The sequence below is a fragment of the Uliginosibacterium paludis genome (assembly GCF_039631355.1).
GTDB lineage: Bacteria > Pseudomonadota > Gammaproteobacteria > Burkholderiales > Rhodocyclaceae > Uliginosibacterium > Uliginosibacterium paludis.
Genome location: NZ_JBDIVF010000009.1, coordinates 74,849 through 94,479, shown reverse-complemented (window position 1 = coordinate 94,479; position 19,631 = coordinate 74,849). Strand labels below are relative to the sequence as shown.

The 19,631-nt window shown below is 62.7% G+C and carries 14 protein-coding genes; 11 read left to right on the top strand and 3 right to left on the bottom strand.

Annotation, left to right across the window (positions count from 1 at the left end; all coding sequences use genetic code 11):
* Positions 1 to 14 precede the first annotated feature (14 nt).
* From yccS to recQ, 4 genes are read left to right on the top strand one after another with little or no spacing between them, the layout of a single operon-like run.
* Entirely contained in the window at positions 15 to 2,189 is a 2,175-nt protein-coding gene (yccS, locus tag ABDB87_RS17160) for a YccS family putative transporter (RefSeq protein ID WP_345929316.1), read from the top strand.
* A gap of 47 nt (positions 2,190 to 2,236) precedes the next feature.
* Positions 2,237 to 3,850, top strand: a complete 1,614-nt coding sequence (locus ABDB87_RS17155) for an NAD(P)/FAD-dependent oxidoreductase (protein ID WP_345929314.1) — start codon at positions 2,237 to 2,239, stop codon at positions 3,848 to 3,850.
* A complete protein-coding gene (locus ABDB87_RS17150; RefSeq protein ID WP_345929312.1) occupies positions 3,847 to 4,974 on the top strand; it encodes a methyltransferase in 1,128 nt (375 codons plus the stop codon). Before ABDB87_RS17155 ends, ABDB87_RS17150 begins: the two co-directional genes overlap by 4 nt.
* A complete protein-coding gene (gene recQ, locus ABDB87_RS17145) occupies positions 4,971 to 6,791 on the top strand; it encodes a DNA helicase RecQ (protein ID WP_345929310.1) in 1,821 nt (606 codons plus the stop codon). The genes ABDB87_RS17150 and recQ overlap by 4 nt, the downstream gene beginning before the upstream one ends.
* A gap of 11 nt (positions 6,792 to 6,802) precedes the next feature.
* Here recQ and ABDB87_RS17140 read toward each other — a convergent pair whose 3' ends face one another.
* On the bottom strand, positions 6,803 to 7,261 hold the full coding sequence (locus ABDB87_RS17140; RefSeq protein WP_345929308.1) for a YaiI/YqxD family protein: 459 nt from the start codon (positions 7,259 to 7,261) through the stop codon (positions 6,803 to 6,805).
* Positions 7,258 to 8,145 (bottom strand): LysR family transcriptional regulator, encoded by an 888-nt coding sequence (locus tag ABDB87_RS17135; protein WP_345929306.1) that lies wholly within the window; start codon positions 8,143 to 8,145, stop codon positions 7,258 to 7,260. The genes ABDB87_RS17140 and ABDB87_RS17135 overlap by 4 nt, the downstream gene beginning before the upstream one ends.
* A 208-nt stretch (positions 8,146 to 8,353) precedes the next feature.
* Here ABDB87_RS17135 and ABDB87_RS17130 point away from each other — a divergent pair, with 208 nt between their 5' ends.
* The 5 genes from ABDB87_RS17130 to ABDB87_RS17110 all read left to right on the top strand — a co-directional run bounded on the left by ABDB87_RS17130 (position 8,354) and on the right by ABDB87_RS17110 (position 13,479).
* Complete coding sequence (locus tag ABDB87_RS17130; protein ID WP_345929304.1) at positions 8,354 to 8,665, top strand: DUF485 domain-containing protein; 312 nt, start codon at positions 8,354 to 8,356, stop codon at positions 8,663 to 8,665.
* Positions 8,665 to 10,317: a cation acetate symporter gene (locus ABDB87_RS17125; RefSeq protein ID WP_345929398.1), complete on the top strand. Its 1,653-nt coding sequence runs from the start codon at positions 8,665 to 8,667 to the stop codon at positions 10,315 to 10,317. Before ABDB87_RS17130 ends, ABDB87_RS17125 begins: the two co-directional genes overlap by 1 nt.
* 60 nt (positions 10,318 to 10,377) lie before the next feature.
* Entirely contained in the window at positions 10,378 to 12,189 is a 1,812-nt protein-coding gene (locus ABDB87_RS17120; RefSeq protein WP_345929302.1) for a putative nucleotidyltransferase substrate binding domain-containing protein, read from the top strand.
* The gene (locus ABDB87_RS17115; RefSeq protein WP_345929300.1) at positions 12,186 to 12,806 is read left to right on the top strand and encodes a 3'-5' exonuclease; all 621 of its coding nucleotides are present in this window, start codon (positions 12,186 to 12,188) and stop codon (positions 12,804 to 12,806) included. The genes ABDB87_RS17120 and ABDB87_RS17115 overlap by 4 nt, the downstream gene beginning before the upstream one ends.
* A gap of 133 nt (positions 12,807 to 12,939) precedes the next feature.
* Complete coding sequence (locus ABDB87_RS17110; protein ID WP_345929298.1) at positions 12,940 to 13,479, top strand: YgjV family protein; 540 nt, start codon at positions 12,940 to 12,942, stop codon at positions 13,477 to 13,479.
* A 274-nt stretch (positions 13,480 to 13,753) separates the two neighbouring features.
* Here the strand turns inward: ABDB87_RS17110 and acs are convergent, their stop codons facing one another.
* Positions 13,754 to 15,715: an acetate--CoA ligase gene (acs, locus tag ABDB87_RS17105; protein ID WP_428715126.1), complete on the bottom strand. Its 1,962-nt coding sequence runs from the start codon at positions 15,713 to 15,715 to the stop codon at positions 13,754 to 13,756.
* 245 nt (positions 15,716 to 15,960) lie between these two features.
* Between acs and ABDB87_RS17100 the strand changes: the two genes are divergently transcribed.
* Together ABDB87_RS17100 and ABDB87_RS17095 are read left to right on the top strand one after the other, a co-directional pair.
* Entirely contained in the window at positions 15,961 to 16,671 is a 711-nt protein-coding gene (locus tag ABDB87_RS17100; RefSeq protein ID WP_345929294.1) for an acetate uptake transporter, read from the top strand.
* Between the two features lie 226 nt (positions 16,672 to 16,897).
* A complete protein-coding gene (locus ABDB87_RS17095; RefSeq protein WP_345929292.1) occupies positions 16,898 to 19,600 on the top strand; it encodes a bifunctional acetate--CoA ligase family protein/GNAT family N-acetyltransferase in 2,703 nt (900 codons plus the stop codon).
* Positions 19,601 to 19,631: the final 31 nt, after the last annotated feature.

Genomic DNA, 19,631 nt, shown 5'->3' with positions numbered 1-19,631 from the left:
CCCTTGTAGAGCCGATGACCCGACTGCACGAACTCTGGCGCCTGTTCTGGGCCCACGAAAAAACCAGCGACAGCGTCAAGGTCGCCCTCGCGCTGGGAGGTGTCGTCGGGGCCTGCGCCCTGCTCGACCGGACGGACTGGCTGATCGGCCCCATCCTCGGCGTCATCGCCGCAGCCCTCGCTGAAACAGAAGACCGCCCGCTTGGCCGACTGCTCGCGGTGCTTGTCACCCTGAGCTGTTTTGCCATCACGGCGTTCTCGGTACGCATCCTCTTCCCTTATCCGTGGATTTTCGCGATCGGCCTCATGCTCTCGACCTTCGGCTTCGTCATGCTGGGCGCGGTAAGCGAACGCTACGGACGGATGTCGACCGCTTCACTGATCCTCGCCATCTACGCCATGCTCAGCGCCAGTCGCCCTGGCCAGGCCAATGCACCGATCTGGATCGATCCGCTGCAACTGCTCGGCGGCGCAGCCTGGTACGAACTCATCTCGATCATCTGGGTCGCCACCTTCGCAGCACGCCCGGCACGACAGATTCTCGCCAGCGTCTACATGGGACTGTCGCGCCACCTCTCACTGAAAGCAGAGTTGCTGGCGCCGATCAGCGGCCGGAATCTGGACACCCTCCGGCTGGCCATGGCCGAGCAGAACAGCAAGCTCGTGACCCACATGAACCAGGCCCGCCAGATCCTGCTGGGCTGGATGAAGAACGGCCAGCCCCGGCCCCGCAGCGCGCGCTTCCTGAAGTGGTACTTCCTTGCCCAGGACATCCACGAACGCAGCAGTTCGACTCACCAGTCATACGCCGAGCTGGCGCGGACCTTTGCCCGCAGTGACATCCTCTTCCGCTGCGCGCATCTCATGCAGCTGCAGGGCGGCGCCTGCGCCCGCCTGGCCAAGGCCATCGCGCTCGACAAGTACTTCGACTACGGCCGAGACAGCCTGCCGGCGCTGGACGAACTTGCCGCGGCAGTCGAACACGTGCAGCAGAGCAATGACCCGCGCTGGCTGCGTCAGGTCGATCCGGTCAGCGATCTGGTGCGCAACATCACCACCATCGAGCGGCAACTCTCGAATGCCGGCAATCCGGATGCGCTCCTGCAGACCGAAGACACCACGCTGCGCGACAGCAATCCCGCGAGCTTCCGCGAAGCCGTCCAGCGCGTGCTGATGCAATTCACGCCGCGCTCGGGTCGATTCCGGCACGGCATCCGGCTCGCGCTGGCGCTCACTGCGGGCTACGCCCTGCTCCACCTGCTCCATCTGCCTCAGGGTTACTGGGTGATGCTGACCACCGTGTTTGTCCTGCTGCCAACCTACAGCGATACTTGGAAGCGGCTCGGCCAGCGCATCAGCGGCACTGTGCTCGGCCTGGTCGGCGCCTGGGCCTTCCTGCACATCTTTCCGCAGGACGAAGCCCAGCTCGCGCTGGCCACGCTCTCGGGCGTGGCATTTTTCTTCTTCCGCGCCAACCGCTACCGACTGGCCACCGCCTTCATCACGATCCTCGTGCTGCTCTGCTTCAATCAGCTCGGCAGCGGCTATGCGCTGATCCTGCCGCGCCTGATCGACACCCTGCTGGGTTCCCTGATCGCAGCAGCCGCCATCGCCTTCGTGCTGCCGGACTGGCAGGGCCTGCGCTTTCACCTGGCGATGGGCAAGACGCTTTCCTGCTCGGGGCTATACCTGCGCGAAGTGCTGAACCAGTACCGCGCAGGCAAGGACGATCATCTGCCCTACCGCGTGGCCCGGCGTGATGCACACAATGCCGACGCCGAACTTTCACTGACGCTGGCCTCCATGCTCGGCGAGCCAGATCAGTACCGCGTTACGCCCGAAGCCTCGTTCCGTTTCTTGTGCGCCAGCCACACGCTGCTGGCCTACATTTCGGCTCTTGGTGCGCACCGAGAGAAAATCGACGTCTGGCAGCGCAGCGAACTGGTGGACAGCGCCTGCCTCCAGGCCAGCCGCACGCTCGCTCAACTGGCTGAGGCCTTCGAGGCCCGCCGCCCGGTCCAGGCGGAATCGCTTGGCCTGCAGGCCATGCCCGAGCTCGACGACATTCCCGCCGACACCTCGCCGCAAGAGCGGCGCATCATCCGGCAGCTCGCGCTCATCACCCATCTGCTGCCCGAACTCGCCCAGCTCACCGAAACCTTCTGGGGCAGACAGCAATTGAGCAGGTAAAATGCCGGCCTTCGCTTCACCCTCCTGAATAGACATCAGGCCACAGCATGATCCGACTTCACGAAATCAAGCTTCCGATCGACCATCCGGAAGACGCCCTGCGCCCTGCCATCCTTGCCCGGCTCGGCATTCCCTCCGACGAACTGCTGGACTTCCAGGTCTTCAAACGCAGTCCGGACGCCCGCAAGAAAAGCGCCATCCTCCTGAGCTACTCGGTCGACGTGACGCTTGCAGACGAGGCCGGCGTGCTCAAGCGATTCGAAGGCAAGTCCCACATCGGACCGACGCCAGACATGGCCTACCGCTTCGTTACCCGGGCGCCGGAAGGCCTGCAGGAGCGGCCGGTCATCATCGGCTTCGGCCCCTGCGGCATCCTTGCTGCGCTGGTCCTGGCGCAAATGGGCTTTCGCCCCATCGTGCTCGAACGCGGCAAGGCGGTGCGCGAGCGCACGCAGGACACCTGGGGGCTGTGGCGCAAACAGAAGCTCAATCCGGAATCGAACGTGCAGTTCGGCGAAGGCGGCGCCGGCACCTTCTCCGACGGCAAGCTCTACAGCCAGATCAAGGATCCTCGCTATCTGACGCGCAAGGTCCTCGAAGAATTCGTGAAAGCCGGCGCGCCGGAAGAGATCCTCTGGATCAATCGCCCGCACATCGGCACCTTCCGTCTGGTCGGCATGGTCGAGCGCATGCGCGCAGAGATCATCGAACTGGGCGGAGAAATCCGCTTCGAAAGCCGGGTGGAAGACATTCATCTGGAGCAAGGTCAGGTCACCGGCGTGACCGTGAATGGCGAATTCATCGCCTCGCGCCATGTGGTGCTCGCAGTCGGCCACAGCGCGCGCGACACCTTCCGGATGGTTCATGAGCGAGGCATTTACGTCGAAGCCAAACCCTTCGCAGTCGGCTTCCGCATCGAACACCCGCAAAGCCTGATCGACGAATGCCGTTACGGCCCCTTCGCCGGCCACCCCATCCTGGGCGCGGCCGACTACAAGCTGGTCCATCACGCTGCGAACGGCCGCGCAGTCTATTCATTCTGCATGTGCCCCGGTGGCACGGTGGTGGCTGCCACCTCTGAAGAGGGCCGCGTCGTCACCAACGGCATGAGCCAGTATTCGCGCAACGAGCGCAACGCCAATGCCGGCCTGGTGGTGAATATCAATCCGGAAGACTTCCCCGGCTACCCGGAGAATCCGCTCGCCGGCATCGATTTCCAGCGTCATTGGGAAAGCCGCGCATTCGAACTCGGCGGACGGAACTACTTCGCGCCTGCCCAGCGCGTGGGCGATTTTCTCGCCCGCAGGCCATCGACTGGGCTGGGGAGTGTCCAGCCCTCCTACAAGCCGGGCGTCACGCCGACAGACCTCTCCAGCGCGCTGCCCGACTATGTCATCGAGGCGATGCGTGAAGCCATCCCGGCGATGGCGCGCCAGATCCGGGGCTACGACCTGCCCGACGCGGTGCTGACCGGCGTCGAAACACGCACCTCGTCGCCGATCCGCATCCGCCGCGGCGCCGACTATCAGAGCGTCAACACGCGCGGTCTTTACCCGGGTGGCGAAGGCGCAGGCTATGCCGGCGGCATCATGTCGGCCGCCGTGGACGGCATCGAGATCGCCGAAGCGCTGGCGCTCGACATGCTGGGCGAGCAGGCATGACACAGCAGCTCAGCTGGCAGGAAGCGGGCCTCGCGCATTCGGCGCGCTGGCAATCCGAAGCGGCAGCCAACCCGCCTGCGGAGATCTGCATCGTGGATGACGCCCTTTCTGCTGCCGAAGCCTGGCGACTCATGCAGGCAGACGTCGGTTTGCTCTGGCGCGGCGACTGGCAGAATGCCCGTCACTTGTTACAAGCCGTCAGCCGGCGCGCCGACCGGCAGGGCGCGCGCCCCGGCAAAGCCCCGGCGACCGCACTCGAGGCGTTCCGCACTCACCGCCAGAACCAGGCGCGACGCGCCCGCGCCCTGGCCCGTTTGCTGGTCGAAGTCAGCGCAGACCACCGGATTCAGGCCCGCCGGGCGCAGGACGTGCAACTCGCCTGCCATGAGGCCTACGGCGAATCCGACAGTGCGTACCTGGTCTCGCTGCGCGAGCTGCTCGCCGTGGTGAGCGCGCATGAATGGCGCAAGAAGGGCGTGGAAGTGCCCGTGCTGGGCGCCAGAATTCACGCCCATTACGGCGTGTTCTCACCGCTTCGAGGCGAGTATCTCGATCTGATCGCCCGGGCGCCGCTGCCCGGCAAGGCCTCAGCCTTCGACATCGGCACCGGCACCGGCGTGATCGCCGCACTGCTGGCCCGCCGCGGCGTGGGCAGGGTCATTGCGACCGATACCGCAGCACGGGCTCTGGCTTGCGCCGCAGACAACCTGCAGCGCCTCGGACTGACGGATCGCGTCGAGCTGCACGCTGCAGACCTCTTTCCGGCCGGTCGTGTCGAGCTGGTGGTCTGCAACCCGCCCTGGCTGCCCGAAACGCCGACCTCGCCCGTCGAAGCCGCTGTCTATGACCCCGAAAGCCGCATGCTGCGAGGCTTTCTGGATGGGCTTACCGGCCACCTCATGCCGGGTGGAGAAGGCTGGCTGATCCTCTCCGACATCGCCGAGCATCTGGGCCTGCGCAGCCGTGTTGAGCTCGAAACCTGGATCAGCGAGGCCGGCTTGCGCTGCATCGAGCGACTCGACATCCGGCCACGCCATGGCAAGGCACAGGATGCGTCCGACCCGCTGTTTGATGCCCGCTCGCGCGAAGTGACTTCGCTCTGGCGTCTGGTGGCCGTCTCATGAATCAGCCCGAGCAGATCGATCCGGCGCTGGGCATCCTGCGCCACACCTTCGGCTACCCGGCCTTCCGCGGCGAGCAGGCCGCGATTGTCAGCCATGTGCAACAGGGCGGCGATGCGCTGGTCCTGATGCCCACCGGTGGCGGCAAGTCGCTCTGCTACCAGATTCCGTCGCTGCTGCGGGCAGGCTGCGGCATCGTGGTTTCACCCCTGATCGCACTCATGCAGGATCAGGTTCAGGCGCTTCGCCAGCTCGGTGTTCGTGCGGCCTATCTCAACTCCACGCTGGAAGCCGGAGAGGCCTCGGCCATCGAACGCCAGCTGCTCGCCGGCGAACTCGATCTGCTCTATGTCGCGCCGGAGCGGCTGCTCAACAGCCGCTGCATCGGCCTGCTCGAAAGCTCGGCCATCGCCCTCTTCGCGATCGACGAGGCTCATTGCGTATCGCAGTGGGGGCACGACTTCCGGCCTGAATACCGCCAGCTCACCGTTCTGCATGAACGCTTCCCAGATATTCCGCGGGTCGCGCTGACCGCAACGGCGGATGCCGCCACGCGTGCGGAAATCATCGAGCGACTCGCACTGGAAGACGCACGGGTTTTCGTGTCGAGCTTCGACCGGCCGAACATCCGCTACACGGTGATCGAGAAGGACAATCCGCGCAAACAGCTGCTGAAGTTCATCCGCGCCCACCACGACGGCGACGCCGGCATCGTCTATTGCCTGTCGCGCAAGAAGGTGGAGGAAACCGCCGCCTGGCTGCGCACCGAAGGCATCTCTGCCCTGCCCTATCACGCCGGGCTGGACGCCGCCGTGCGTGCCGAACACCAGACCCGCTTCGTCCGCGGCGATGGTGTGGTGATGTGCGCGACGGTAGCCTTCGGAATGGGCATCGACAAGCCGGACGTTCGCTTCGTGGCCCACCTCGACCTGCCCAAATCCCTCGAAGCCTATTACCAGGAAACCGGTCGGGCCGGCCGCGACGGACTGCCTTCCAACGCCTGGATGGCCTATGGCCTGCAGGACATGGTGCTGCAGCGGGAAATGATCGAGCAGTCGCAGGCGCCTGACGAAATCAAGCGCGTGGAACGGCGCAAGCTCGAAGCGCTGCTGGGCTACGCCGAAGCCCCCGCCTGCAGGCGTGTGGTGCTGCTGAGGTATTTCGGCGAGGAGTCGACGCCGTGCGGCAACTGCGACATGTGCCTCACCCCGCCGGAAACCTTCGATGCGGGCGTCGCCGCGCAGCAGGCACTGTCAACGATCTACCGCAGCGGGCAGCGCTATGGCGCCGCACACATCATCGACATCCTGATCGGCAAGGCCAGTGCCAAGGTGATCGAGCGCGGTCACGACAAACTCAGCACCTTCGGAATCGGAAAGAGCCTGCCGGACGCGCAATGGAACTCCCTGCTCCGCCAGCTGGTCGCCCAGGGCCTACTTGGCGTGACCGAACACGGCGGGCTGATCCTGCTGGAAGCCTGCCGGCCGGTGCTGCGCGGAGAGGTTTCCTTCATGGCCCGGCGTGTGCGTGCTGCCGCGCCGAAAGCAGCCAGCAGCGTGCGCCGCGAAGTGGAGTTCGAGTCCGACGAGGCCCGCACCCTGTGGGCCGCGCTGCGGCAATGCAGGCGTGATCTGGCGGACGAACAGGGCGTGCCGGCCTACATGATTTTCGGAGACGCCACCCTGAAGCAGATGCTGGATCACCGGCCGATGAGCCTCGACGCGATGTACGAGCTCTCTGGCGTGGGGGACCGCAAGCTCGATGCCTACGGCATGCAGTTTCTGGAGGTCATCCAGAACCACCAGCGTCGTCACGCCTGAGCACGCCCGGCTCAGGCGATTCTGGCAAGCAGGCGATCGAGCTGATTGGCAAAGGCCTGCCGGTCTGCCTGGCTGAAAGCTGCAGGCCCGCCGGTCTGCACGCCGGATGAGCGCAGGCTTTCCATGAAGTCGCGCATCGACAGGCTCTCGCGGATGTTCGCCTGGGTGTAGAGCTCACCACGCGGATTGATCGCACTGGCACCGCCCTCGATGACCCGGGCCGCCAGCGGAATGTCTGCTGTCACGACGAGATCGCCCGTCCGGACCTGCTCGACGATGTAATGATCAGCGACGTCGAACCCTGACGGCACCTGCACCGACCGGATCCAGGGCGAAGGCGGAACCCGCAGCATCTGGTTGGCCACCAGCGTGGTGGCAATCTCCTTCCGGATGGCCGCCCGGAAAATGATTTCCTTGATCACCACCGGGCAGGCATCGGCATCCACCCACAGCCTTGCGGTGACGCTCATGGCAGATCCCAGATCGTGCGCAGCGAGTCGCGCAGCGCGCGTAGCAGAGGGTCCGCCTCCCTGATCGCCGGATAGACGAACTGCAGGGGGGACTTGCTGACAACCTCACCGCCCCGCCAGAGCACGAAGGCTCCGTCGGCGGCAAAGCGCTTGGCCGTGCGCTCGGCCAGCAGGGCGAGGCCCAGCCCGCTTTTCACCAGCTCGACCAGCGAAGCCTCGTCATCGAACTCGCCGACGATCTTCGGCCGGATGTTGTGCTGCCGCCAGAGCTCTTCGGTCATCGAGGCAATCGTGGAGCGCGGCGAGATGCCGAGCCAGGACGTGCTGTTCATCTGGGCCCAGTCGGCATTGCCGAGGGCATCCGCCAGGTGGCAGGGAATCGCGACGCAGAAACCGATTTCCGCCAGCGCGACCGTGCTCATGCCCTTGAACTCGTCCCGCCCGAGAAAGAAGCCGCAATCGAGATTCTCGCGCCGGATTTCCGCGAGCAACTCGCGCGAGAGCCCGAGCCGGGTCTGGATTCCCAGCAGTGGATGCCGGCGATTCACATCCTGCAGCCACTGCCCCAGCCGCAATCGCGCCGGAACCGCCAGCGTGCCGATGCGGATATTTCCCTGCAGCATGGCCTGCATGCTGCGGGCATGGTCGTACATCGCCCGCATGTCACAGAGCACGCGCTCGGCATCCGCCAGCAGACGGCGCCCCGCATCGGTCAGCTGCACACCACTCGAAACCCTCACGAACAGGCTGACGCCAAGGGCCTCCTCAAGCGCCTTGATGTGGGAAGTCACGGCCGGCTGGGAGAGGTGCAGCATCTCTGCTGCCTGGGTCAGATGACCCTGTTGTGCAACGGCCTGGAAGCTTCTGAGTTGATAGATTTCCATGACAGGAGCCTAGGTGTTTACTCGCAGGATGAAAGTCCTGATCAGGACATGGGTCTTTCTCGAAACCCTTGAAAACAGGGCCTGTTTCGCCCTGCATTATGCATCCTGATCCACCACATCAGGAATTCTCATTAGCCACATCAATAAACGATTAAATAAAGTTGATTCACCTTGGCTCGCACAAGGTTCATCCCGAAAGGAGAGAGACATGTCAGCAAGCACCATTGAACGGATACAAAATAATCCGAAGTTCCATGAAATGGTCCGCACCAAGAGCAGCTTCTCGTGGTCACTGTCGATCGCGATGCTCGCCATCTATTGCGGCTTCATCCTCATCGTCGCCTTCAAGAAAGAACTCTTCGGCACGCCCATCGGGCCCGACACCGTCATTACCTGGGGTATCCCGGTCGGCGTCGGCATCATCCTCTCGGCCTTCATCCTGACCGGCATCTATGTACGCCGGGCCAACAGGGAATTCGACCAACTGACCCGCGAAATCGTAGAGGAGGCGCAGCAATGATGAAGCGTCTGTCGTTCCTGCTGGCGAGCCTGCTCGGCAGCGCCCATGTGCTCGCGGCCGATGCGGTAAGCGGCCCGGTCGAGCAACGCTCGCTCAATGTCCATGCCATCGTGATGTTTTTCATTTTCGTTGGTGCAACACTCTTCATTACCTACTGGGCCGCCAAGCGCACCCGCTCCGCCAAGGACTTCTATGCGGCCGGCGGCGGCATCACCGGCTTCCAGAATGGCCTGGCGATTGCCGGCGACTACATGTCGGCCGCATCCTTCCTCGGGATCTCGGCACTCGTGTTCGGCAGCGGCTATGACGGCCTGATCTACTCGATCGGTTTTCTCGTCGGCTGGCCGGTCATTACCTTCCTCGTCGCAGAGCGCCTGCGCAACCTCGGCAAGTACACCTTTGCCGACGTCGCCTCGTACCGTCTCGGGCAGGCGCCGATCCGCACTTTTGCGGCGGTGGGCACGCTCTGCACGGTCGCGCTCTACCTGATCGCCCAGATGGTCGGCGCGGGCAAGCTGATCCAGCTGCTCTTCGGCATGAACTACAGCTCCGCCGTGGTACTGGTCGGCATACTGATGGTGATGTACGTGATGTTCGGCGGCATGCTGGCCACCACCTGGGTGCAGATCATCAAGGCGGTCCTGCTGCTGGCAGGCGCGAGCTTCATGGCCTTCATGGTGCTCAGCATGTCAGGCTTCAGCCTCGAGACCATGTTCAGCCAGGCCATCGCAGCCCACTCCAAGGGCGCGGCAATCATGTCGCCGGGCGGCCTGGTAGCCAATCCGATCGATGCCATCTCGCTGGGTATCGGCCTCATGTTCGGTACGGCGGGGCTGCCGCACATCCTGATGCGCTTCTTCACCGTCTCTGACGCCAAGGAAGCACGCAAATCCGTGTTCTATGCCACCGGCTTCATCGGCTACTTCTACATCCTGACCTTCATCATCGGCTTCGGCGCCATCATGCTGGTGCTGAACAAGCCGGAGTACATGGATGCCAAGGGCCTGATCGGCGGCAACAACATGGCGGCCATCCATCTCGCCAATGCAGTGGGCGGTGACCTCTTCCTCGGCTTCATCTCGGCGGTGGCCTTCGCCACGATCCTGGCGGTGGTATCAGGGCTCACACTCTCGGGCGCTTCGGCCGTTTCACACGACCTGTATGCCAGCGTCTGGCGCCATGGCCGCAGCACCGAAGCCGACGAGATCCGCGTCTCGAAGTTTGCGACAGTCGGGCTGGGTATCGTCGCCATCCTGCTGGGGATCGCGTTCGAGAAGCAGAACATCGCCTACATGGTCGGTCTGGCATTCTCGATCGCTGCCTCGGCCAACTTCCCGGTCCTGTTCCTGTCGATGTTCTGGAAAGGCCTCACGACGCGCGGCGCCTTGTTGGGCGGCATCATCGGCCTGACTTCCGCCGTCGCACTCATCGTGCTCGGTCCAACCGTGTGGGTAGATGTGCTGAAGAACCCCGAGGCCATCTTCCCGTACAAGAACCCCGCACTCTTCTCGATGACCGCGGCCTTCGTCTTCACCTGGCTGTTCTCGGTGATGGACAGCAGCGAGGCCGCCAACAAGGAGCGTGCGGCCTTCCTGCCGCAGTTCATCCGCTCCATGACGGGAGTCGGTGCAGAAGGCGCAAGCAAGCACTGATCCGCAGCAAAGCAACGGCCCCGGACACCTGTCCGGGGCTTTTTCATGTGAGGCCGCTGCATGACGACACCCTTCGACTTCAGCCACGCCCCCTTCGACTGCCTCACCACCGCCGAGCGGGAACGGCTCGCACGGCATGTCGACATCGCCTACTTCCCGGCTGGCCAATGCCTTCACGAGGCGGGCTCCCATGTTGAAACCCTGTATGTCGTGATCAAGGGACTCGTCGCTGAACAGGATGAGGGGGAAACCACGGCGCTCTACGGCCCGCAGGACAGCTTCGACTCGCGCTCGATGCTGGGCGGCAAGGCGCAGCACCGTTTTCTCGCCACGGAAGACAGCCTGGTGTTCTGCATTCCTCGCGGCGTCATTCTTGATCTCACCCAGCGCAATCCGGTTTTCGGCGCCTTCTTCTACCAGCAGGTAGCCGCACGCTTCGCGGCCCTCGCGAACCGGCCCATACAGGGGCAACTGCAGTCGATGCTGATGAGCAGGCTGGATTCCGCCTACCTCTCACCAGCGCTCTGGCTAGAGTCAGGCGACACGGTACTGACTGCCGCAGAGCTCATGAAGCAGCATCATGCGAGCTGCGTGCTGGTCCGCGACACAGCAGCAGGGCCCGGCATCTTTACGCGCAGCGATCTGCGCGACTTCGTGATCAGCCGGCAAGACGCCGCACTCGCGCTGCTGGGCCCGCTCGCCAGGCGGCCTCTGCATACGATCGAAGCCACCGACTATCTTTATCGGGCACAACTGGCGATGACCACGCACACGATCCAGCGTCTGGTGGTGATGCGCAACGATGCGGTGATCGGCGTGCTTGAGCAGGTGGAGCTGCTGTCCTTCCTGTCCAACCAGTCCCACATCGTGATCGCGCAGATCGAGCGCGCACGGAGCATTGAGGAGTTGCGCACCGCCAGCAACGGCATGGAAGAGCTCATCGGTCTGCTGCATGGCAACGGCGTCAAGGTCACGATGATCGCAGATCTCCTGTGCGAGCTGCGCCGCCATCTGCTCGCCCGCCTCTTCACGCTCATTGCGCCCCCCGGCATGCTGGAGCACGTCTGCCTGCTCGTGCTGGGCTCGGAAGGCCGCGGCGAACAGATCCTCAAGACGGACCAGGATAATGCGCTGCTGATCGAGAATGGCTACGAGGCTCCGGAGCTCGACCAGGTTTGCCAGCGCTTTACCGAAACCCTGCTCGATTTCGGCTACCCGCCCTGCCCGGGCGGCATCATGCTGAGCCAGCCCGAATGGTGCTGCAGTCAGTCCCGCATGCGACAGCGCCTGCTTGAGTGGATTCGTAGCGCCACCGCGGAAAACGTCATGAAACTGGCCATCTGGGCCGATGCACAAGCGGTCGCGGGCAATGCCGCATTGCTCGAGCCGGTGCGCCTGGCATCGCTCCCCGAACTGGACACGCCTTTCCTTGCACGTTTCGCGCTGCCGGTCATGCAGTTCGACGTGCCGCTGAACTTCTTCTCGCGTCTGGTCGTGGACGCCGGCTCGGACAAGGATCGGCTGGACATCAAGAAGGGCGGGATTTTCCCCTTGGTACACGGTCTGCGCAGCATGGCCGTCAAAGCCGGTATCACCCCGACAAACTCCTACCGACGCATCGAGGAGCTGGTTTCCGCGCGGCTGCTGCCGCCCGAGCTTGCCCTGGATCTGCGGGAAACCCTGTCGTTCCTGCAAGGCATCCGATTGCAGCACGGAATCCACGCCATCCGTGCCGGGCGAGGCGCGGACAACCTGATTGATCCGGAAGTGCTTTCCACTCTGGATCGTGACCTGCTCAAGGATGCCCTGGGCGTAGTCAAACGCTTCCGCCAGCATGTCGAGCACCACTTCCAGCTGCAAAGGATCACATGAGCCCGATTGAAGCGTTCAAGCGCTGGTACGCCCGCCGGCACTTGCGGGATCCGGAGCACGCAGGGTTGTTCGACGAGCCGCCTGCCGACGAATGGATCAGCATCGACTGTGAGACCAGCAGTCTCAATCCGGCCGAGGCAGAGATCCTGAGCATTGCGGCAGTGCCGGTCTCGGGCAACACAATCCAGCGCTCCCGGGCGCTGTACCTGAAGATCCGGCCACGCAACCCGATCTCGCCGGGGAGCATCCCGATTCACCTGCTTCGCCAGCAGGATCTCGAAAACGGTCTCGAGCTGGATCAGGCGCTCGGAGCGTTGCTCCACTTCATCGGCCCGCGCCCGCTGCTGGGCTATTACCTGGAGTTCGACGTCGCGCTGCTTGACCGGGCGCTGAAACCGCGGCTGGGTATCGCGCTTCCCAACAAACTCATCGAGGTTTCCGGCCTCTACTACGATCGCACGGTTACAGCCTACCGACCGGAAGTTGATCTGAGCCTCACGAGCATCCTCCGGAATCTCGATTTGCCCGACTTGCCCCGGCATGACCCGGTCAATGATGCGGTGCTGGCGGCGATGATATTCGTGAAACTTCGTGCTGCCCGCGTGTCTTCATCATGAACGCCAATCTGCTGCATCAGTTTTTCTGAAAAACGCTGCGTTAACCAGTCAACCAAATGACATTCAGGTCAGGGATCGACCATCCGCGCAGCAAGGGATAAAGTGACCGGCTTACCGGTTACGGCTTCATCCCATGTTTCACGACGCGTTATCCCCCGGCCAGCTTTTCGGCTACGCAGCATTTGTTCTCGGCGTCGGCTCCTTCCTGCAAAAGAACGATCGCCGCTTCAAGCTGTTCATGACTGGCGAGTGCATCGCCTATGTGCTGCATTTCTGGCTGCTCGGCAATCCGACCGCAGTCGCAAGCTCGATCATGTCCACCGCCCGCTCGATACTCTCGCTCTACACGAACTCGGTGTGGGTGGCGATTGTGGTCGTCAGCATCAATCTGGGGCTCGGTGCCGGACTAGTCGAACACTGGTGGAACTGGTTTCCCCTGCTGGCATCCTGCATCGGCACGCTTGCGCTTTTCCTGCTGAGCGGCATCCGGATGCGGATCGCCATGCTGTTCGGCACTGCACTCTGGATCGCCAACAACCTCATCTCAGGCTCCATCGGCGGCAGCGCCCTGGAGATCGTGATCTTCGTGGTCAATTGCAACACCATCCGACGCATGCGGCGGGATGCCAGAGCTGGCGCTCACAAGGCGCATGCGGTGGAGATCGAAGGATGAGCGCCTGGGGCTGCCCGCATGATGCAGGAGGCGTTTGTCAGCGCGTCGTCGGTGCCCGCTGTTCGCCTGGCATGCGTGGTTGTGTATTGGAAGGCAGGGTTCGCTTTGCCGAAGCCAGCATGAACACCCCCGCCAAACCGGTCAGGGCTGAAGAGAAAAAAGACGTCGAAGAGAAGTCAGACGCTCACCGCCCAAGACGACGTCTGCCCTTCTGACATCGGCCCGCAAAAAAGGCAGGACGAAAGCCCTGCCTTTTCCGGAACGCTTCGTGGGCTCAGGCGGACTGTCTGAGCTGCTCCAGGATCGCCGGATTTTCCAGCGTAGAAACGTCCTGCGTAATTTCCTCGCCTTTGGCCAGCGCCCTCAGCAGCCGCCGCATGATCTTGCCGGACCGCGTTTTGGGCAGGTTGTCGCCGAAGCGGATGTCTTTCGGCTTCGCAATCGGACCGATTTCCTTGGCAACCCAGTCCTGCAACTGCTTGACCATCAGCTTGGCAGCATCACCGCTCGGCCGTGCCTGCTTGAGGACGACGAAGGCGCAGATGGCCTCACCGGTAAGATCATCGGGTCGCCCCACCACCGCAGCCTCGGCGACCAGCGGATTGGCAACCAGCGCGGACTCGATCTCCATGGTTCCCATCCGGTGGCCGGAGACATTCAGGACGTCGTCAATACGTCCCATGATGGTGAAGTTGCCGGTTTTGGCGTCACGCATGGCACCGTCGCCAGCCAGATAGAGCCGGCCACCGAGGTCCTCCGGGTAATAGCTTTTCTTGAAGCGTTCAGGATCACCGTAAATTGTCCGGATCATCGATGGCCAGGGCTTTTTGACCACCAGGAAGCCCCCCTTGCCCCATTCAACGTCATGGCCGGTTTCATCAACGATGGCCGCCTGGATACCCGGGAAGGGCAAGGTGCAGGACCCCGGAACCAGCGGGGTCACGCCGGGTAGCGGCGTAATCATGTGCCCACCGGTTTCCGTCTGCCAGAAGGTATCCATGATGGGACAGCGCGAGCCTCCGATCTGCTCGTAGTACCACATCCAGGCTTCTGGATTGATTGGCTCGCCTACCGAGCCGAGCAGCCGCAAAGTACTCAGGCTGTAGTTCCGGGGATGAACCTTGGGATCGACTTCGGAGGCCTTGATGAGCGCACGGATGGCGGTAGGTGCAGTGTAGAAGATGCTGACCCCGTGCTTCTCGATGGTTTGCCAGAAACGGCCCGCGTCGGGCCAGGTCGGCACCCCCTCGAACACGATCTGTGTTGCGCCACAGGCCAGCGGACCATAAGTAATGTAGGTGTGGCCGGTTACCCAGCCAATGTCTGCGGTGCACCAGTAGACATCTTCGGGCTTGATGTCGAAGGTCCACTTCATGGTCAGGATGGCATGCAGCAGATAGCCACCGGACGAATGCTGAACGCCCTTCGGTTTGCCGGTGGAGCCCGAGGTGTACAGCAGAAACAGCGGATGCTCGGCCCCCACCCACTCGGGTTCGCAGGTGTCAGCCTGCCCTGCCAGCAGGTCGTCAAGGAACACATCGCGCCCCGCCTGCATGGGGATGTCCGCGCCGGTTCGCCGATAGACAACCATGGTCTTGATGGATTCGCAGCCTCCCATGCCCAGCGCTTCATCAACCACACTCTTGAGCCCCAGGGTTTTGCCCCCCCGGCATTGCTCGTCAGCCGTGATGACGGCGACCGCACCGGCGTCGGAAATGCGCTCCTGCAGGCTCTTCGCCGAGAAGCCACCGAACACGACCGAATGCGTGGCACCGATTCGCGCGCAGGCCTGCATTGCAGCCACGCCCTCGACGGACATCGGCATGTAGATGACAACCCGGTCTCCCTTGCCGATGCCACGGGATTTCAAGCCGTTGGCAAAGCGGCAGACCAGCAAATGCAATTCGCGGTAGCTTACCCGGGTCGCTTTGCCATCGTCCGCCTCAAAGATGATCGCGGTCTTGTCCGCATTTCCGTTCTCGAGGTTGCGGTCAAGACAGTTCCACGAAACGTTCAGGCTGCCATCAGCAAACCACCGATAGAAAGGCGCGTTGGACTCGTCAAGGCTTTGGGTAAACGGTGTTTTCCAGACCACATGCTCTCGCGCAAGACGCGCCCAGTAGCCGGCGTAATCTGTCTCCGCTTCCTTGCAAAGCGCCTCATAGGCAGCCATTCCCGCAACGGCCGCCCGCCCCACCGTTTCGGCAGAGGGCGGAAAGACACGGGTTTCCTGCATGACTGAACTTATTGTGCTCATCTGTGTTTGTCTCCTCTGATGGGTGCGGTCATGCTAAGTGGCGGCTACCACACTGGAAATAAACACAAGCCCTGATGTACGAAGGTATAGCGATTGCTTGCCAACGGCATATCGCGCGCGCCTCAGCACCTCGTGCTTGCGCGAATCGGGGGCTCCTGGCTGATCATATCCATTCATTAAACCTATCGACCCATAGAAACATTTATCCATCAGTCGCAGCAAATTTGATCTGGAAAAACAACGCGGATGGGAAGAAATGCCAAAATGCCGCGCCTTCCCGATCACCGGGAAAACCCGAACTTTCCCATAAACGGAGTTATTCCATGGCGCATGCCAACCACAACGATTTCACCGCCAACCCCGCCCCGCTCGGACTGCTCGGCTTCGGCATGACGACCATTCTGCTGAACCTGCACAACGCTGGCCTGTTCAGCATGAATGCCATGATCCTGTCGATGGGCCTTTTCTACGGTGGCGCTGCCCAGGTCATCGCCGGCCTGATGGAATGGAAGAAAGGCAACACCTTCGGCACCGTCGCCTTCACCTCCTACGGTTTCTTCTGGATGGTTCTGGTTGGCATCGTCAGCTTCCCCAAGACCGGCCTGATGGACGCAACCAGCGCCGGCGGCATGGTGGCCTTCCTCACGCTGTGGGGCATCTTCACGGCGTTCCTGTTCGTCGGCACCTTCACGCTGAACCGCGCCACGCAAATTATTTTCGGCTCGCTGACGCTGCTCTTCGCTCTGCTTGCGATCGGTGATGCAACCGGCAACGAAGCCATCACCCACCTCGCTGGCTGGGAAGGGATCTTCTGCGGTGCCTCGGCCATGTATGCAGCAGCGGCACAGGTTCTGAACGAAATGTTCGGTCGTGAAGTGCTTCCGCTCGGAAACAAGCCGGCAGTCGCCGCAGCCGCCCTCAAGAAAGCAGCCTGAACGCTCACGCGTCGAACACCAAGCCCTCCTGAGTTCAGGAGGGCTTTTTTTGTATCATCGACGGCGTCAACAGCCAGAATCGGCCAGGGCGGATCCGCGAAGTGTTTGTCTCATCGCAAAGGCCTTTGTTCCGGACATCGCGATAGGGGCAAGCCGCGAAGCAGAACGCATGTCCATCATGCATACTTCGGTCAGCCTTCATCGAGATGAGCTCCCCGAGTGGCCCGTGGACGAAAAACACTATCTGTCTCCCCTCTTCGAACCGCGCAGCGTCGCCATCATCGGAGCCACCGAGCGTGCTGACGCCCTCGGAGCCATCCTCCTCCGGAACATGCGTGAGGCGGGTTTCAAGGGCGCGCTGCACGCCATCAATCCGAAATATCAGAGCGTTCAGGGGATTACCTGCTACGCCCATATCCAGGACGTTCCCGGCAAGGTGGACCTTGCCGTCATAGCCACGCCGGCCGGCACGGTTCCCGGACTGGTTGATGAGTGTGGCCGCGCTGGCGTCAGGGTAGCGGCCGTACTTTCTGCAGGTTTCGGCGAGAGCGGTGCGCTGGGCGCCCAACTGGAAGCAGACACGGTCAGCATCGCCCGCGGCTACGGCATGCGTGTGCTGGGTCCCAACAGTTTTGGCGTCGCACGCCCGCTGGTCGGTCTCAATGCCACGTTTGCAGGCAGTTCGGCAACGGCGGGCTCGATCGGCTTCGTTTCGCAATCCGGAGCACTCTGCTCTGCGGTGCTCGACTATGCCAAGCCCAATCGCGTCGGGTTCTCGAACGTGATTTCGCTGGGGGTATCGGCCGAGCTCGATTTCGGCGAGATCCTTGACTACCTGGTGTGGGATTTCCGGACAGAAGCCATCCTCGTCTACATCGAAGGCATTCGCGATGCGCGCCGCTTCCTCAGCGCGATTCGCGCCGCGGCCCGGGTCAAGCCGGTGATGGTGCTGAAGGTCGGGCGCCATCCGGTGGGTTCGCGTGCAGCACAGGCCCACACGGGCGCCGTGACTGGCGACGACGCCGTCTTTGATGCCGCATTGCGCCGCTCCGGCGTGATCCGGCTTGGAACGCTCACCCAACTGCTGAGCAACCTGAAGGGACTGTTCGTTCACTTCCGGCCACGGGGCAACAGGCTTGCGATCATTACAAACGGCGGAGGACCGGGCGTGATGGCGGCCGACAGGGCCGGAGACCTCGGCATCCAGCTCGCCCGCCTCACGCCGCAAACCATCGGAAGGCTGGAAGCCCTGCTGCCCTCCCATTCTTCTGTCGGCAATCCCGTTGACCTCATCGGCGACTCAAGTCCGGCACGCTACGGCGCAGCACTGGAAGCACTGCTCGCCGATGACAACGTCGACGGCGTTCTGTGCCTGCTCTCGCCCCTGGCCATGAGTCACCCCACGGAAGTCGCACGTCGTGTTGTAGAGCTGACCAGGCAGGGGGACAAACCTGTGCTGACCTGCTGGCTGGGTGACGACGCGTGTCTCGAAGCCCGCGAGCTTTTCCGCCAGGCTCGCATTCCGTCACTTCGAACGCCGGAAAGTGCCGTCGATGTGTTCTCGCATATCAGCTCCTACTACCGCAACCAGCAACTGCTGAGCCAGGTCCCCTCGCCGCTGGAATCAGAGAAAGACCCGCTCCACGAACTTGCCCACTCGATCATCGACACGGCACTCAAGGCGCGCCGCACGGTGCTGCGGCGCCATGAGTCGCTGGCTCTGCTCGCGGCCTTTCACATTCCGGTGGTTGAATCCCGACTCGCGCGTTCGCCGGCAGAAGCCATCGAGATTGCGATGAACACGGGTTTCCCGGTCAATCTCCGACCCGACGTTTCGCTCACGGGCACCCGTCTGAAGAACCTCGGCGGACGGGACAATCTGGCCAGCACCGTCGCCCTGCATCTGGCCTGGGAAGATCTCTCGGTTCAGCTCGGCCAATACCTCACGCCGGAAGAGTCCGGTGCGATGTGCATCGAACCTGCCTGGCAGAGCCGGAACACGCGTGAGCTGATGCTGAAGGTGTGGCGCGATCCGGTGTTCGGCCCCGTCATCGGAATCGGCGAGCGCAGCCTTGACCCCAACTACTGGCCGGATCGCGCCGTGGCCCTGCCTCCGCTGAACGCCTTTCTGGTTCGCGACCTGCTGCAGAATACTCATGCCAGCCGGCTCCTCGGCGCCCTCGACGGATTGCCGGCGGCCAATCTCGAGGCACTCGAACACACCCTGCTCCGCATCTCGGACATCATCTGCGAGATGCCGGCCATCCTGTCGCTCGAAATCAATCCGCTCAATATCGATGATCGCGGACTCGAGATCTCCGACACCCGCATCGAGATTACGCAGGTTTCCCGGCACTCACCCCATTACGGGCACATGGCCATCCACCCCTACCCAGGCAATCTCGTACAGCACTGGACGCTCAAGGATGGCACGCCCATCACCGTCCGCCCCATCAAACCGGAAGATGCCGAGCTCAACCAGGACTTCGTGCGCAGGCTGTCTCCAGAGACCAAGTACTTCCGCTTCATGAGCGCCATGCGCGAACTCTCGCCAGCGCTGCTGGCCAAGCTCACGCAGATCGACTATGACCGCGAGCTCGCCTTCATCGCGACGCGTGAAATCGACGATCTTGAACAGCAGATCGGCGTCTGCCGTTTCACGACCAATCCGGACGGCACGAGCTGCGAATTCGCGATCGTCGTGTCGGACGAATTCCAGCACAGCGGTCTTGGGCGGCGCCTGATGGGCCTTCTTATCAAGACTGCCTGGCAGCGCGGCCTCAAGACGATGAAGGGCGAATTCCTGACGAGCAACGCCCGCATGCTTCGCTTTGTCGAACGGATCGGTTTCGAGCTGCGCAGTGATCCTGACGACAAATCTCTCAAGCATGGCACGCTCGACCTTGCCAAGGCCAATCTGGCCGAATGACAATCGCGTACCCTCTCGAATCCACTTCACA

Coding starts and splice junctions, on each gene's coding strand:
- ABDB87_RS17130 (WP_345929304.1), top strand. CDS start 8,354: ATGTCAGCAAGCACCATTGAACGGATACAAAATAATCCGAAGTTCCAT.
- yccS (WP_345929316.1), top strand. CDS start 15: ATGACCCGACTGCACGAACTCTGGCGCCTGTTCTGGGCCCACGAAAAA.
- ABDB87_RS17150 (WP_345929312.1), top strand. CDS start 3,847: ATGACACAGCAGCTCAGCTGGCAGGAAGCGGGCCTCGCGCATTCGGCG.
- recQ (WP_345929310.1), top strand. CDS start 4,971: ATGAATCAGCCCGAGCAGATCGATCCGGCGCTGGGCATCCTGCGCCAC.
- ABDB87_RS17110 (WP_345929298.1), top strand. CDS start 12,940: ATGTTTCACGACGCGTTATCCCCCGGCCAGCTTTTCGGCTACGCAGCA.
- ABDB87_RS17125 (WP_345929398.1), top strand. CDS start 8,665: ATGAAGCGTCTGTCGTTCCTGCTGGCGAGCCTGCTCGGCAGCGCCCAT.
- ABDB87_RS17155 (WP_345929314.1), top strand. CDS start 2,237: ATGATCCGACTTCACGAAATCAAGCTTCCGATCGACCATCCGGAAGAC.
- ABDB87_RS17120 (WP_345929302.1), top strand. CDS start 10,378: ATGACGACACCCTTCGACTTCAGCCACGCCCCCTTCGACTGCCTCACC.
- acs (WP_428715126.1), bottom strand. CDS start 15,715: ATGCAGGAAACCCGTGTCTTTCCGCCCTCTGCCGAAACGGTGGGGCGG.
- ABDB87_RS17135 (WP_345929306.1), bottom strand. CDS start 8,145: ATGGAAATCTATCAACTCAGAAGCTTCCAGGCCGTTGCACAACAGGGT.
- ABDB87_RS17115 (WP_345929300.1), top strand. CDS start 12,186: ATGAGCCCGATTGAAGCGTTCAAGCGCTGGTACGCCCGCCGGCACTTG.
- ABDB87_RS17140 (WP_345929308.1), bottom strand. CDS start 7,261: ATGAGCGTCACCGCAAGGCTGTGGGTGGATGCCGATGCCTGCCCGGTG.